This window comes from Flavobacterium anseongense, from assembly GCF_021608185.1.
GTDB classification, from domain to species: domain Bacteria; phylum Bacteroidota; class Bacteroidia; order Flavobacteriales; family Flavobacteriaceae; genus Flavobacterium; species Flavobacterium anseongense.
This window is the reverse complement of the sequence record NZ_JAKIHN010000002.1, coordinates 331,952-347,024: the sequence shown is the minus strand read 5'-3', so window position 1 is coordinate 347,024 and position 15,073 is coordinate 331,952. Positions and strand designations below refer to the sequence as shown.

The 15,073-nt window shown below is 34.6% G+C and carries 17 protein-coding genes; 6 read left to right on the top strand and 11 right to left on the bottom strand.

From position 1 onward, the window contains the following. Positions 1-177: 177 nt before the first annotated feature. Positions 178-1,251 (bottom strand): serine hydrolase domain-containing protein, encoded by a 1,074-nt coding sequence (locus L1S35_RS04660; protein WP_236397099.1) that lies wholly within the window; start codon positions 1,249-1,251, stop codon positions 178-180. Positions 1,252-1,379: 128 nt separating this feature from the next. On the opposite strand from L1S35_RS04660, the gene L1S35_RS04655 reads away from it, so the two are divergent. Next, positions 1,380-1,796, top strand: coding sequence for a hypothetical protein (locus L1S35_RS04655; protein WP_236397098.1), 417 nt, complete (start codon positions 1,380-1,382; stop codon positions 1,794-1,796). 22 nt (positions 1,797-1,818) lie between these two features. Further along, positions 1,819-2,115 (top strand): DciA family protein, encoded by a 297-nt coding sequence (locus L1S35_RS04650; protein WP_236397097.1) that lies wholly within the window; start codon positions 1,819-1,821, stop codon positions 2,113-2,115. On the opposite strand, the gene L1S35_RS04645 is transcribed toward L1S35_RS04650, so the two are convergent. After that, positions 2,112-2,555: a DUF4268 domain-containing protein gene (locus tag L1S35_RS04645; RefSeq protein WP_236397096.1), complete on the bottom strand. Its 444-nt coding sequence runs from the start codon at positions 2,553-2,555 to the stop codon at positions 2,112-2,114. The genes L1S35_RS04650 and L1S35_RS04645 overlap by 4 nt on opposite strands. A 67-nt stretch (positions 2,556-2,622) precedes the next feature. Here L1S35_RS04645 and L1S35_RS04640 point away from each other — a divergent pair, with 67 nt between their 5' ends. The 3 genes from L1S35_RS04640 to L1S35_RS04630 all read left to right on the top strand — a co-directional run bounded on the left by L1S35_RS04640 (position 2,623) and on the right by L1S35_RS04630 (position 5,233). Next, positions 2,623-3,261, top strand: a complete 639-nt coding sequence (locus L1S35_RS04640) for an NUDIX hydrolase (RefSeq protein ID WP_236397094.1) — start codon at positions 2,623-2,625, stop codon at positions 3,259-3,261. Between the two features lie 43 nt (positions 3,262-3,304). Continuing rightward, on the top strand, positions 3,305-4,135 hold the full coding sequence (locus L1S35_RS04635) for a lysophospholipid acyltransferase family protein (RefSeq protein WP_236397092.1): 831 nt from the start codon (positions 3,305-3,307) through the stop codon (positions 4,133-4,135). Between the two features lie 78 nt (positions 4,136-4,213). After that, entirely contained in the window at positions 4,214-5,233 is a 1,020-nt protein-coding gene (locus L1S35_RS04630; RefSeq protein WP_236397090.1) for a fibrobacter succinogenes major paralogous domain-containing protein, read from the top strand. Positions 5,234-5,287: 54 nt separating this feature from the next. On the opposite strand, the gene L1S35_RS04625 is transcribed toward L1S35_RS04630, so the two are convergent. Further along, complete coding sequence (locus tag L1S35_RS04625; RefSeq protein WP_236397088.1) at positions 5,288-5,926, bottom strand: DUF8845 family protein; 639 nt, start codon at positions 5,924-5,926, stop codon at positions 5,288-5,290. Between the two features lie 5 nt (positions 5,927-5,931). Further along, positions 5,932-6,426, bottom strand: coding sequence for an RNA polymerase sigma factor (locus L1S35_RS04620; RefSeq protein ID WP_136152061.1), 495 nt, complete (start codon positions 6,424-6,426; stop codon positions 5,932-5,934). Between the two features lie 119 nt (positions 6,427-6,545). Here L1S35_RS04620 and L1S35_RS04615 point away from each other — a divergent pair, with 119 nt between their 5' ends. Beyond that, positions 6,546-7,376 (top strand): CvfB family protein, encoded by an 831-nt coding sequence (locus L1S35_RS04615; protein WP_236397086.1) that lies wholly within the window; start codon positions 6,546-6,548, stop codon positions 7,374-7,376. On the opposite strand, the gene L1S35_RS04610 is transcribed toward L1S35_RS04615, so the two are convergent. The 7 genes from L1S35_RS04610 to asnB all read right to left on the bottom strand — a co-directional run bounded on the left by L1S35_RS04610 (position 7,377) and on the right by asnB (position 15,072). Further along, complete coding sequence (locus tag L1S35_RS04610) at positions 7,377-8,600, bottom strand: serine hydrolase domain-containing protein (RefSeq protein ID WP_236397084.1); 1,224 nt, start codon at positions 8,598-8,600, stop codon at positions 7,377-7,379. Between the two features lie 144 nt (positions 8,601-8,744). Next, entirely contained in the window at positions 8,745-9,548 is an 804-nt protein-coding gene (locus L1S35_RS04605; RefSeq protein WP_236397082.1) for an energy transducer TonB, read from the bottom strand. A 169-nt stretch (positions 9,549-9,717) separates the two neighbouring features. Next, positions 9,718-10,269: an RNA polymerase sigma factor gene (locus tag L1S35_RS04600; RefSeq protein ID WP_236397080.1), complete on the bottom strand. Its 552-nt coding sequence runs from the start codon at positions 10,267-10,269 to the stop codon at positions 9,718-9,720. After that, on the bottom strand, positions 10,260-11,366 hold the full coding sequence (locus L1S35_RS04595) for a glycosyltransferase (protein ID WP_236397077.1): 1,107 nt from the start codon (positions 11,364-11,366) through the stop codon (positions 10,260-10,262). The genes L1S35_RS04600 and L1S35_RS04595 overlap by 10 nt, the downstream gene beginning before the upstream one ends. A 76-nt stretch (positions 11,367-11,442) precedes the next feature. Further along, positions 11,443-12,063 (bottom strand): FMN-binding negative transcriptional regulator, encoded by a 621-nt coding sequence (locus L1S35_RS04590; protein ID WP_236397075.1) that lies wholly within the window; start codon positions 12,061-12,063, stop codon positions 11,443-11,445. Between the two features lie 120 nt (positions 12,064-12,183). Next, positions 12,184-13,197, bottom strand: a complete 1,014-nt coding sequence (murB, locus tag L1S35_RS04585) for a UDP-N-acetylmuramate dehydrogenase (RefSeq protein WP_236397073.1) — start codon at positions 13,195-13,197, stop codon at positions 12,184-12,186. 27 nt (positions 13,198-13,224) lie between these two features. Continuing rightward, positions 13,225-15,072: an asparagine synthase (glutamine-hydrolyzing) gene (gene asnB / locus L1S35_RS04580; RefSeq protein ID WP_236397071.1), complete on the bottom strand. Its 1,848-nt coding sequence runs from the start codon at positions 15,070-15,072 to the stop codon at positions 13,225-13,227. Position 15,073: the final 1 nt, after the last annotated feature.

The window sequence follows — 15,073 nt, the reverse complement described above, 5'->3', positions numbered from 1 at the left end:
GAATAAAGTTTTATCTTTTTTTAGGGAATCATCCTCGTTAAAATTAATAGCAGTCAGTATTGGAATAGTAGTGCTTAGCTATTTTATAGAAAAACCATTGCCAAGTATTTTTCTTGGTTTGAGATTATTTGCTTTTATATTATTTGTTTACGCTATAATCAGATTTAGAAAGTAATTTTACTGATACAAAGCACTAATTTTTGTCCAAAGCGTTTCGTCAAAATCAGATAGCGCCAAGTTTACGGCATCTGCTGCATCGCCCATTCTGATGACTACCATTTTCTTACTCGGAATGACATAGATTTTCTGATCATTTTTTCCTAAGGCCATAAACATATCATTAGGAGCAGTTGGAATAATACTTCCGTTAAGTTGCAACTGACTTTGTGGTAAATGATAACTAGCTTTACCATTCAGCCACCATAAATAACCATAAGCAAGATTTATGCTTTGTGAAGTCGAGGTCGCTTGATTAAAATAAGTTTCGTTGACAATTTGTACACCATTCCACTTTCCTTTGTTTAATGCCATCAAACCAAAACGCGCCATGTTTCTTGTTGTGCTCCAATAAACGCTTAAACCATCTCCGCTATTAACCCAAGCTCCGCCAGTCATTCCGAGTTTATCTCTTAATTTTGTATTGAAATAATTTGTCCAGGTTTGTCCACTAGCTTGTACCACTACATCTTGTAGTTTTACATATACATTATGATAAGCCCAGCGATCTCCGGCATCGGCAACATACTGAAGATTGGCAGGTGAAACATCATCTCCCAAAGCATCATTTAAACCTGAATTCATCGATAATAAATTTTTGCAGGTAATCAGATTTTCTTTTGCTAATGGTGCACTTGTCCATCCTGTTCCCAAATAATCGGAAACTTTATTATTGATATTTAATAAACCTTCCTGTTCCGCAATTCCCGTTACTGTTGAAGTTAATGTTTTTCCCGCACTTGCCCAATACCACGGACTTGCAGCAGTATGTCCGTTGAAATAATTTTCCATTACAATTCTTCCGTTTACCAAAATGATAAAAGATTTGGAATGTTTCAATTCTAAATAATCTAATAAAGGCTGCACGGCACTTTGATTCCAACCTAAATCTGCTATTGATTTTGTGGTCCAGGTTGTAGTTCCGTCGTTGGGAGGAAAATACATTTGCTCTTCCACTACCGGATTTGAAGAAGAATCAGAGCTGCAACTAAAAAGAAAAAGTAGTAGAAAAGGAAGAAGGTATGGGTTTTTCATATTCGGACAAATTTGCCTTTGGACTTTAAAGATATAAAATAGTTTAATGTTCATAATATTAATTTACAATTCCTATGAGTTTGTAAATTTTAAAATTAAATTTGTCATTCATCAATTCGATTTAATCAATGAAAAAAATAGGTTTGCTACTTTTTGCTTTGCTGCTGATTTCTTGTCATCCTAATGTAAAGGAGGAAAATATTAAAAAACTCAATGGTTACTGGGAAATCAAACAGGTTAAGTTCTCAACCGGTAAAACAAAAGATTATAAAGTGAATGAAACTATCGATTATTTTCAGTTAAAAGATAATGAAGGCTTTCGGCAAAAAGTAATGCCACAGTTTGATGGAAAATTTCAAACTAACGACATTAAAGAAAATATAAAAATTCTAGCAGAAGGCAGTTCTTTCTTCATCGAATACAATACAAAATTTGGTAAATGGAAAGAAGAGATAATTAGTATTGAAGACTCAATATTAGTCTTAAAAAACAAAGAAGATTTAGAATACACCTATAAAAAATTTAAACCATTTTCACTTAAATAATACTGAACTAAATTCAGCATAAATGGCAAGACGAATAAGCAACGAAGGTTCTATTGGCGATGTATTAAAACAGTTTATTGAAACGAATAAACTTCAAACCGGCATGGATAAAATTGACGTGGAAGCGGCTTGGAAATCATTAATGGGAAATGGTGTCAACAGTTATACTAAGGAAGTAATTCTAAAAGGAACTACACTTTATGTTTCGCTAACTTCGGCAGTGCTGCGCGAAGAACTGAGTTATGGCAAACAGAAGATTATCAAAATGATAAACGAAGAGATTGGTAAAGAAGTAATAAAAGACGTAATCCTGCGTTAAGTATTGATTTCTAAATCTTTAATGTAGTCTTCGTATTCAAAATAGAAATACTCAAACTGTGTCATTGTTTCATTAAAAAAATCAAAAATTGTCACCCAATTATTTTTATTGTTCAAACTAACACCTAACTTTTCAACCCAAATCCGGCTGATAACTTTACCGCTTTCAAGATAAAAATTACGCTCTAAAATGGCTTCAGGAAGATAGTCTTCGAGCAAAATGGTTTTTAAAGATTCTATTTTTTCGAAGTAAATTTTGCGCTTTTCTTCGTCTTTAGGTTCGATATCCAAAAGCACTTGAGCCTTTTTATTATCAATAAAAAACTTAAAGGTCACATCCTTTATTTTTGTATCATACAACAACCACTTTCTGGGATATGCAGCGGCAAATGCGGTCCAAAATTCTTTTTTTATCAGTAATGCTTCTTCTTTGCTATACATTTTATTGGACTAAAAATTTGAGTGCTTTGTTTTTTTAAGGTAAATTTATATTCCTAAACTAATCAAGATGCGTTTCGACGAGTTCATAAAGCATGCACCAAAAGTACTAAATGTTGAGCTTCCGGCAAGGCATGCGCATATAAAAATGGTTCCTCCAAATCGCGAAGAATTGATACGGAATACCGATTTTACCAAAGTAACTCCAAAAAAAGCAGCAGTAATGATGCTTTTTTATCCAAAAGAAACAGAAACTCATTTGGCATTGATTCTTCGAACTTCCTATAACGGCGTTCATTCTTCCCAAATTGCATTTCCCGGTGGGAAAGTGGAAGTGGAAGATTTTAATTTAAAGCAAACTGCATTACGCGAAACCCACGAAGAAATTGGAGTTCATCCCAATATGATAAATGTAGTTCGGGCTTTTACCGAAGTCTATATTCCGCCAAGTAATTATATGGTTTATCCTTTTTTTGGTTACAGCTGTGATGAACTGTCATTCGAATTGCAGGAAGACGAAGTAGCCGGCATTGTAGAATTACCGTTAAAAGATTTTTTAGATGATAAAATTATCGTCACTAATGTGATGAAAACATCGTATGCCGGAAGTATTGAAGTTCCCGGTTTTCAGGTTGAAGAGCACTTTATTTGGGGTGCAACTGCCATGATGTTGAGTGAATTAAAAGAAACATTAAAATTGGTTTTATAAAGTTTTACTTTTTGTAGATTTGCCTTCCTAATAGAAATGAATTATGGGTTTATTTAAAAGAAATCCTTTTGGTCATATACTTTTCATCAAAAAATGGTTAATCCGAATTTTTGGTGTCATCACGCACAGAAGATATAGAGGTTTCAACGAATTGCAAATTGACGGTTCCGAAATTATCGCTGCTTTACCAGATAAAAATGTGCTTTTTATTTCTAATCACCAGACTTATTTTGCCGATGTCGTGGCGATGTTTCATGTTTTTAATGCCAGCCTTTCAGGAAGACAAGACAGTATTAAAAACGTGGGCTATCTGTGGCAACCCAAAATGAATATCTACTACGTTGCTGCAAGCGAAACAATGAAATCAGGTCTATTGCCACGTATTTTATCTTATGTCGGTTCTATTTCGGTAGAAAGAACATGGCGTTCCGGTGGAAAAGACGTAACAGAAAAGCGTGAAGTAAATCCAAATGACACTGAGAACATCAGAATCGCACTCGAAGACGGTTGGGTAATTACATTTCCGCAAGGCACAACCAAATCATTTAAACCGGTTCGAAAAGGAACAGCGCACATTATAAAACAATACAAACCTGTTGTAGTTCCAATTGTGATCGATGGCTTCCGTCGTTCGTTTGACAAGAAAGGTTTGCGTTTGAAAAAGAAAAACATACTGCAGTCATTCATTATCAAAGAACCATTGGTTATCGATTATGAAAACGAAACCATAGAGCAAATTGTAGAAAAAATAGAATACGCCATCGAGCAGCATCCATCATTTCTAAAAGTAATTCCGGCCGAAGAAATTGAAGAACAGGAACGTCTGAATAAACTAAGAGAATGGCATGTGGAAAAAGACGCGAGTAATGCTTAACTTATCTTAAGAGTTTTTTTTAATTTTTATTTGGTTACAGTGTTTTCATTATATTTGCTTTCGATAAATTTGAATAATATGAAAAAAATCCTAATTTTTTGTTTGGTTTCAGTGCTATTGGTAAGCTGTGCAAGCGATAGTGAAACTGGTGGTGAAGTAATTATTGATCCGGTTTTTAGCGTACAAACAAAATCGGTAGCTACTATTGGTCATGAGTCGGCTAATGTTTTTGGTGCTATTAGTCCATCATTTGTTACTGCAACCAGTGAATATGGAATATGTTATGGTTTATCACCAAATCCAACTATTGAAGGTTCATTCGCTGTTGGTGCTGGAATTAATCCGGCAACAGGAGGTTTTTCATGCAACTTATTGTCGCTTATGCCTCTTAGATTTTATTATGTTAGAGCTTATGCAACAACTTCTGAAGGAACTGTTTATGGAAATCAACTTACTTTTTCTACTCTAAACAAGCTATACATTAATGGAAGTGCGGTTATCGATGTTGATGGAAATAATTATCAGAGTATCGTTATTAACGGAAAACAATGGATGAAAGGGAATCTAAACGTTAGTAAATACAGAAATGGCGATGTTATACCCGAAGTAACTGATATGGCAGAATGGGATGCTTTGACAACCGGAGCATGGTGTTATTTTGAAAATGTTACCGCAAATGGAACTACTTATGGTAAGTTATACAATTGGTATGCAATTAATGATCCAAGAGGTTTAGCGCCAACCGGATGGCATATACCAAGTGATGCCGAATGGACATCATTAACTAATTTCTTAGGAGGTACAAGTGTAGCCGGAATGAAAATGAGAGACTTGGGAGATACATGGTCAACCTCAGCTGTTTTGGCGACAAATCAAGCCGGATTTAGCGCACTTCCTGGCGGATATGGTTATTTAACACATGCCTATGACCCGGTAGATGAACCATTCAACAGTATGGGTGATGTTGCCTTTTGGTGGAGCTCAACTGCATCAAATCCAACTACAGCTTATAGTTTAAATGTGAATCTGAACAATTCAGTAACCAGAGGTTCTATTCTAAAGAAAGCGGCACTTTCTGTTCGTTGTGTTAGAAATTAACTAACAAAAAATATAAAAAAAATCCCGTCTTGTTTTGAACCAGACGGGATTTTTTTATAAATCTATTTTCTTTAATTCTTTATAATTGGCATTTAGTTTTCGGAGTAAGATACCGTATAATAATCGGTAAAATAACCAGAACAAACCAACGAAGACTACAATAGTCAATAACATAATACCAAGCGTGATGCACAAAGTATAGTAACTGGATTCATGGGCAATTTTGTCTTTTAGCATTTCCATTTTTGGGTTGTAGGCAAAAGCAATAATAAAACCGGCTATAAGACTTAAGACTATCATTCCCAAGTTATACCAAACATAGTATTTCACGGTTTTGCGGGTTTTTAAGATGTCCTGCATCAATTGTTTGGTCGAGGCTGTGGTCGAAATCTTGATATAGTTTTTATAAAAATTGAAGATAAACAACAATATCACGGCATAGTTGACAAAATTCAACACTTTGAAATACACTATCATATTTTCGGCATGAAGTTTTTTCATGTACTCATCGGTGTTATATCCAATGCTTATCGCAGTCCAAAACAAGACTTCAATAATACTGATAATCAAAATCCATTTTACAATAGAGGATGATTTTTTATGCAGCATTTTATAAATCTCTACTTCCGAAATTTGCTCGTAAGAATGGCTGTCTTTTTGCCACGCTTTTTTTAATAAATCCAACTCTTCCATAATCCTTAGGGATTTAATATTTTTTTTAATTTACCTTTAATTCTGTTCATTTTTACGCGGGCATTTACCTCACTAATACCAAGTGTTTCTGATATTTCAGTATAATCTTTGTCTTCTAAATAAAGAAATACTAGTGCTTTTTCGATATCATTCAACTGCTGCACCGCTTGATACATCAACTTAATTTGTTCTTCTTCTTCAAAGTTGTATTCTTCTTGCGATAAAAAGTGTTTTTGCGATTCATAAGGTGTAGTCGCAACTGCTCGTGTACTTTTTCTATAGAGCGTTATGGCTGTGTTTAATGCCACACGATAAGCCCAAGTTGAGAATTTAGATTCACCTCTAAATTTTGGGAACGCTTTCCATAGCTGAATGGTGATTTCCTGAAACAAATCCTTGTGTGCATCTTCATCATTGGTATACAATCGACATATCTTATGGATAATGTTCTGATTGTCCTTTAATTGTTTTACAAATAATTGTTCTAAGTTGTCACTCATAGTCTCGTTAGTACAAAAAGCATTGGTTTTGTTACAACTGTAAAACTACATATTTTAAAATGCAATTTCAAGTTTCTAATTTATGTATCTTTGCACTGCAAAATTGACAAGCATACACCATGAATATAGGGCATTATAATACACTTACCATAGCACGTGAAACCAAAGTTGGACTTTTTTTAACCGATGGAAAAGAGGATGTTTTGCTACCTTTAAAGTATGTTCCAAAAGAATATGAAGTAGGAGATGAGTTAATTGTTTTTGTCTATCTCGACCATGAAGAAAGACCGGTGGCAACAACATTGGAGCCTTATATTTTGATCGATGAATTTGGATTGCTTCGTGTCAATTTCGTCAACAAATTTGGTGCTTTCCTTGATTGGGGTTTGGAGAAAGATATTTTTGTTCCGTTCAAAGAACAAGCGCGACCAATGGAAAAAGGAAAACGCTATTTGGTCTTTGCATACATCGATGAAAAAACTAACCGAATTGTAGCTTCAAGCAAAACCAATCAGTTTTTGAACAATGAAAATCTAACCGTTGCTGTTGGTGATGAAGTCGATTTAATCATCTCTCATATCACCGAAGTCGGCATTAATGTCATTATCAACGACCAACATAAAGGACTTTTATACAAAGACCAAGTGTATGAAGATATCCGGACCGGAGATAGAATGACAGGTTACATCAAAGCAATTCGTCCGGATAATAAAATTGATGTTTCGCTGCAAAAATTAGGCTATCAAAATATTGAACCAAATGCAGAAAAAATACTTGATGAACTAAAAGCCAGCAGAGGTTTTCTGAGATTGAACGACAACAGTCATCCCGAAGATATCAAAACGGTGTTGAAGATGAGCAAAAAAACATTCAAAAAAGCTATCGGTTCACTTTACAAAGACAAACTTATCGAGATTAAAGACGACGGGATTTATTTGGTTAAAGAATAATTATTCACTGAGCTCCAGTTCAGTTGGAACCGGAGTTTCAATTTCTGTTTTCTTTTTATAAAAAAGACTGCTTACCATACTCAAAGTCGAATAAGGTCGGTTTGAATATTTATTTCCCAAACACACCACAGTAACGGTATCTTTTTTCACTGGCACAAATGAAGTATTGTTTCCATGCCACCAACCGTTGTGATAGATCATTTTTTCATTGTTTGGAGGTAAAAAACGCATACGCATTCCCAATCCATAATCTTTAATTGGTTTTGCCACATGACCGGCACTATAACCAAAATAGGCTTCTTGTAAAAGTTCCGGTTTGATGAAATCAGGTGAATACGTCCCTAAGTCGAACTTTACCAAATCTCTTGGCGTCGAATATATATTTTTATCGCCATACAAATCATCAAACTGATCCCAAGGAAATATAGTACTTCCTCTATATGATTTACATGCTGTTTCTCTATCGGTATCATAATTAAAAACAAAGCTATTTGTCATTCCCAATGGTTTGAAAACCAATTCCTGCATCGCTTGACGATAGTTTAAACCAGTAGCTTTTTCGATAATTAAGGCTAAGATGATATAATTGGTATTGCAATAATCAAAATGGGTATTATTTGGAGTTCGTAATCTGAATTTATTTTGCACCAACAAATCCAAAACATCCTGATTGGACAGGATTTTCTTTTTATTCCATCTTTTTTTCATCATACCCGGAAAGTTGGCATAATGTGGCAAACCGCTTCTGTGATTGAGCAATATTCTGATAGTTGTTTCTTTATAAGGAAATTTGGGAAGCCAATCGGTTACCTTTTGGTCCAACATAATATTGTCTTGCTGTACCAATCTCAAAATAGCGGTACAAGTTAAAACTTTACTCACCGATGCTAAGTGAATAGGTGTATTTTTATCAATCTTTTGACCGGTTCTCGCATTGGAATACCCTCTGTAATCTTCATAAAGTACACGACCATTTTTGACCACAATAAAAGCACCGCTGTAAAAAGGAGAATTGATATTTTTGTTATAAAAAGAATCAATAAAATGTCTTTTTTCGGCAATATAAGCTTCAGAAACAGTTCCCATTTTAATAGGGAAAGGCGATGATATATGTAAACTGTCATTTGGATTTCCCTTATCAGAATCAACAGAACTCCAATCTTTTTTTGGACTGGAAAAGTAGAATAGAGTTGATAAAAGAAAGGTGATTAAAGAAATCTTCATAATTGCAATAATACCGATATTAGCCAAAATAAAAACCCTTAGTTTCTAAAAGTTTTAAACGAGTTATTAAAAATAATAAACCTGACAAGTTTTTAAACACTGGCCAGGTTCAAGGGCAAAAAGCAACAAATACTAACTTAAATTTTAAAGCGTAATTCTTATTGGAAGCGTGTAAAGCGTTCTCATTTTATCACCGTTTTTATAACCCGGCGACCATTTCACTTTTAGTGATTTCAGCACACGAATAGCCTCTGTTTCCAGTTTTCGGTCTGGACTTCTTAATACTCTGATATTACTCATTTCACCATCTTTTTCAATAACGAAAGACATAATGATTCGGATAGATTCCAAATTTTCATCAACTTCAGGTTTTTCAAAATTAGTCCCTACATATTCGTAGAATTTTTTAATACCACCAGGATATTCCGGAAGTCGGTCTAATTCAGCAGTAGTTACTGGCCCTTTGTCAGGAATAGTAACTGTTATCGCTGTTCCTCCACCATCTGTTGGAGAAGTAACTGCTGGTCCAGTTTCGGTGCCATTACCTGAAGCTGTTGGAGTCTCATTTGGTGTCGTTGTTTTCGGAACTTCAACTTCAACAGGAGTTTTAGACGGTGCATATTTCTTGAATTTATTTGCTGTAGTTGGAGTTGCAGTTTCAACATGAGGAACCTTAGGTTTGAGAGGTTCAACTTTAGGCCTTAGCTCTATTGGTCTGATTGATGGAACTATTGGAACATTCTCAATTGGTTTTTCGGGTTTATTACCAAAAGAAGAAAATAGAAACCAAGTGCCAAGCATCAATAAAATTAATAATATGCCACCAAAAAAGGCAAATAATGTGGTTATGGGATTTTCCTGGCGTAACTGATACGCACCATAAGCTTTGTTTTTGTCTTCGAAAACTAGATCAATCCAGTTTTTTTCATAAATACTAACGTTTGACATGGTTATTTGTTTTTGAGTTAAGTATCTATGTTACATAAGCTAGAGATTTTATTGTATAACGCAGGAAATTATAAAATAGTATCTAATCTGATAAAAAAAATAAAGCACAAATCAGCAAACCCTTTTAAATATTAGGTTTTTAGTAGAGTCTGTAACAAAAAAGAAAAGACTATTTTTTGTTTTCGATGATTTCAGCCAGCAGTTTTTTGGCTCGAAGTAATTTGATTTTTACGTTGCTCAAAGGTTCATTGAGTTGTTCTGCAATTTCCTGATAACTCATTTCCTGAAAATAGCGAAGCTGAATTACTTCCTGATAATGTGGTTTTAACTCTTTGATGAATTGCAATAAGCGGGATAAATTTTGTTCGGTTATTAAGGCATCTTCAATGGATGGCGTAGTATCGGCGACATTATAAGCCAGTTGATCTTCCTCATCAGTGATTTCAACGAAAACGGTCGATTTCTTTTTGCGAAGCATATCAATATGTACATTTTTGGCAATGGCAATCAACCAAGTGTTGAACTGAAATTCAGGATTGTAAGTCGCTATTTTGTCAAAAGCTTTAGAGAAAGTTTCAATGGTAATATCTTCAGCATCTGTTTCGTTTTCCGTGCGTTTAAGCATAAAACCGTATACTTCATTCCAATAATGGTCGAGTAAATAAGTAAAGGCAACTTGGTCTCCGGTCTTAGCTTTTTCTATGTATGGATTTATCTCCAATGCACTGGTTTTGAGAAAGTATTAGTAACAAAAATATTTAATTGTGTAAAAATCAAAACGATTTCGATGATTGGAAACCAATACATTACATCTTTTTCTTTTAGTTTTCCTGCTGCAAATCCCATCGTAATCCAAGCAAAAATATAACGGAAACCAATGATACTTACCACAGCAATCCATTGAAATTGAAAAGCTAATAAAATGATTGGCAAAATAAGAAACAACAATTGCGAAATATAAAACAAGCCTAACTGATTTCTGTCAAACAGTTTATAATGTTTGGCTGTCGAAACATGACGGCGTTTTTGGGTAAACCATTCTTTAAAAGAGGTTTTTGGCTTGGAGTAGGTGAAACTATCCGGTAAATAACAAACCGTTGTGTTCGTTTTCTCCGCTGCCTGATTGATGAATAAATCATCATCCCCGGAACGTATTTTCATATGATCCATAAAGCCACGAACCTTGAAAAACTCTTCACGTTTGTAGGCTAAATTTCGACCAACTCCCATATAAGGTTTGCCTAGTTTTGCCCAGGAAAAATATTGTGTAGCCGTTAATAAGGTTTCAAATCGGATGATTTTATTTAAGAACGAACCGCCAATTTTTTCATAAGCACCATAACCCAAAACAATAGTTTTCTCGACCGTAAACTGTGAACTCATATTAGCAATCCAGTCTTTGGAAGAAGGAACACAATCGGCATCGGTAAACAATAAATACTCGTGTTTTGCTGCTTTTATTCCTAAAGTCAACGCATATTTTTTGTTACCCCAAAAGGCTTCATTGTTTTCTACTTTAACTAACTTGATGTTGGAATATAGCTTTTCAAATTCCTCAAAAATTTCTAACGTATTATCACTTGATGCATCGTCAATCAAAACAATTTCAAATTGCGGATAATTTTGTTCAACAAGCAACGGAATTAAATTCCTAACATTATCTTCTTCGTTTTTGGCACATACAATTACAGAAATCGGAATTCTTTTTGGTGTTGCAGTTTGTGGTTTAGCAAATGAGAATTTACCAAAAATCACAATATAATAAAGGAATTGAATAACTACAACAGCAATAAATAAACAGAGTAAAGATAATAACATAGTGCTTTTTCGACTTTTAAAAAGGTCTGCAAATGTACAAAATTGAATTATTAATTAGGAGTTATGAGTAGAATTTTTACTCTGATAACTTTCGATTCTTTTTCATTTCTTCTGCTATTGCAATCGCTTGATTATCATTAGATTTTTCTAGTTTTGAAATAATGGTTTTATAGTTTTTATCATCTCGGTTTTGAGACAACTTTTTCTTGGCTTCGATAGCTGTGATTTCAATTTCAAACGAAACAATTCCACGTGCCTCAAGCATTGTTTTTTTTGATAAATCTTCGACACGAACAGGTTTCTCAGATTTTGCTTCGTATTTATTAACCAATCTTTTTAATGCTTCAATACTTTCTTCCAGCGAATGAAGCTTGATTTTTCCGTAAACATGAACTGCCAGATAATTCCATGTAGGAACATTTTCATGGTCGTACCAAGAGGAGGAAATATAGGTATGCGCACCCAAAAAAATAGCTAAAACTTCATCATTGGTTTTAAAACTTTCGGCTTGTGGATTTTCTTTAGAAACATGTCCAACCAAAAACTGCTTTCCGTTTTTCTCTTCTAAAAGTAACGGAATGTGCGTTGCCCATGGTTTTCCATAGGTTTGATTAACCAAAATCCCAAACCCATTCTGATGGATGAAGTTTTGGATGTCTTCCTGATTTTCGTTTTTATAAAGTTCTGGGATGTACATTTTTGAGAGATAAGTTAAGAGGGATAAGGCATAAGTTCTATATAGTTATTAGTGGACTTATCCCTTTTCCCACCCGAGCAGAAGGCGAACGGAGCGAAGCTAAATCCCTTTTTACTATTTCTAAATCACATTTACTTCAGCTTCTATTGCAATTCCGAATTCCTTTAGAATTGTTGCCTGAATATCTTTAGAAACATTTAAAATTTCTTGTCCGGTTGCATTACCATAATTTACTAAAACCAGTGCCTGATTTTTATGAATTCCGGCATCTCCAAAACGCTTTCCTTTAAAACCGGCTCTTTCAATCAACCAGCCAGCCGGAACTTTAACTTCGCTTTCAGAAACTACATAATGCGGCATTTCAGGATGCAAAGCTTTTGCTTTTTCGTATTGTTCTTTTGGAATAATCGGGTTTTTGAAAAAGCTTCCACTGTTGCCCAATTCTTTAGGATCAGGTAGTTTAGTTTGTCGAATTGCAATCACAGCATTGGAAACATCTTTTAAAGTTGGAATTACAACGCCTTGCTTTTCTAATTCTTTGGTAATATCTCCATACGAAGTATTGATTTTATGATTGCGTTTGGTTAGTTTAAAAACAACTGAAGTAATGATAAACTGGTCTTTGGCTTCATGCTTAAAAATACTTTCTCTGTAACCAAAATGGCATTCTTCTTTAGTGAAGGTCTTCATTCCCTGTGTAGCAATATTCATAGCATCACACGAAACAAAAGTATCTTTGATTTCTGTGCCGTATGCACCAATATTCTGCACTGGAGTTGTACCAACATTTCCCGGAATAAGCGACATGTTTTCTAAACCACCAAAATTTTGATCTATGGTCCAAAGCACAAATTCGTGCCAGTTTTCGCCGGCCTGACTTTCAACCCAAACGTAATCGTCATCTTCTTTAAGGACCTTTTTTCCTTTCAAATCAATATGAATGACCAAAGCCTGAATGTCTTGTGTTAATAACATATTGCTTCCGCCACCTAGAATGAATTTTGGTTGCGATTGGTATTCCTGCAAAACAGTTTTTAAATCTTCTACAGAATGAACAGCAACAAAATGCTTGGCTTTGGCTTCAATACCAAAAGTGTTGTACTTTTTTAAGGAGAAATTATTTTGTATAGTCATGCTTACAAAAGTAACTCAAAAGAATTTTTAAGCAAACTTGTTATAGTAGTTTTTTTGCCATTTGTGAAGCATAAATATCGGCATAAAATAAGGCAGGATTTTGGTGTTTCCTTTTCTGATTTCGGCTACTAACTTATTGCCGTCAATGTTTTCAAGGAATGGCATATCAAATATAGGACTTTTAGCAAAATGGTCTAACTCATCAACAAATCGCGGGAAACTCAACAAATAACTTCCCCAAGGTGCGCTGAGTCCAATTTTTCTAAAATCAACAATTTCTTTCGGAAGTTTATCTTCCATGGTCGATTTTAAAATGAACTTCCCTTTTTTTCCGGTAAACATCCATTTGTCATCTAAAGTTCCCAAACCAGCAATTAAGCGTTGGTCTAAGAAAGGTTCGCGACATTCGATTGAAGTTCCCATAGTACAACGATCGTTTCTGTCAAGCAGCGAACACATGTAAGTGTGTTGATCAAAATATAATGCTTGTCTTTGCAGACTTTTTGGATATAATTCCTGTGCTTCTTTTAATATTTGATAGCGGTATTCGTTTGCCGGTTTTTGCTTATTTCCGTAAAACGCATTGATGTCTTCCGGATATACATTGGAACCATTGAAAATTACTAAATCAGAATCATTATTAATTTTTGAATAGCGTAGTAATTTATCATATCGTGGACTTTTATTAAAAGTTTCAAACTTACTAAGCTGTGAAATTACTTTTAATAAAGAGGGATTTTTTAGTGCTTTGTATCGAACATATCCGCCCATTAATTCATCGGCGCCTTCGCCCGAAAGTAATACTTTTACTTTTGGCTTCGCCAATTTTGCAATAGCCAATAAATGTGGTTCGTTAAGATGCATCAGCGGTTCATCCTGAAAATAGGAGGTTTCTATCAGATTTTGATACAGACTTTCATCCTCAAGCTTGGTATGGTTAAAAGTGTACCCGTAATCATCTGTTATTTTTTTTGCCAGATGATACTCATTGTGCTCTTCTTCGGAAAAACTGATATTGAAGGTTTCGATTTTTTCAAATTTTTGATCGTGAAGTGATGATAATATCGAACAGGAATCCAATCCGCCCGAAAGCAAAACACCAACAGCCACATCGCTTACCATCCTTAGTTTTACCGATTCGAAGAAGGTTTCCTCAAACCATTTTTTCGGATTCAGAATTTGAGCATGATTTTGAATTTGTTGTTTTAAATTCCACCAACGTGTTGTTCTGCTTATCCCACTTTCATCGATAATCATATAATGTCCGGGCAAAAGTTTTTTGACGTGTGAAAATAAAGTGTTTTCGCCTGCTACAAATCGGTTGAAGAAATATTCTTCCATACCATCTTCAGAAACTTCTAACGGAACGCCAGCCGCGAAAAGTGCTTTTTGCTCAGAGGCAAAATATAAAGTGTTTTGATGAATACAGTAATAAAGCGGTTTTACACCCATTCGGTCACGACAAAGCGTCAACTTTTTTTTCTGTGTGTCCCAAATGGCAAAAGCAAACATTCCGTTGAGTTTCTGAAGCATTTCCATGCCATACAACTCATAAAGCTTTAATAAAACTTCGGTATCAGAACCTGATTTTAGTATAATTCCTTTGGCTTTTAATTCGGGATAAAACGATTGATAATTATAAATTTCACCGTTAAATACAATTACATATCTACCATCATCAGAAAAAAATGGTTGATGTCCTGCAGATGAAGTATCAATGATTGATAAACGTCTGTGACCTAAACCAATATTATTGTTGATATAAATTCCTTTATCATCCGGACCACGATGCTCCAGTATGTCGCGCATTTTTATCAGCTGATTCTGATCTACTTGCTTAAAATTTAAATGGAAAATTCCATTGATACCACACATA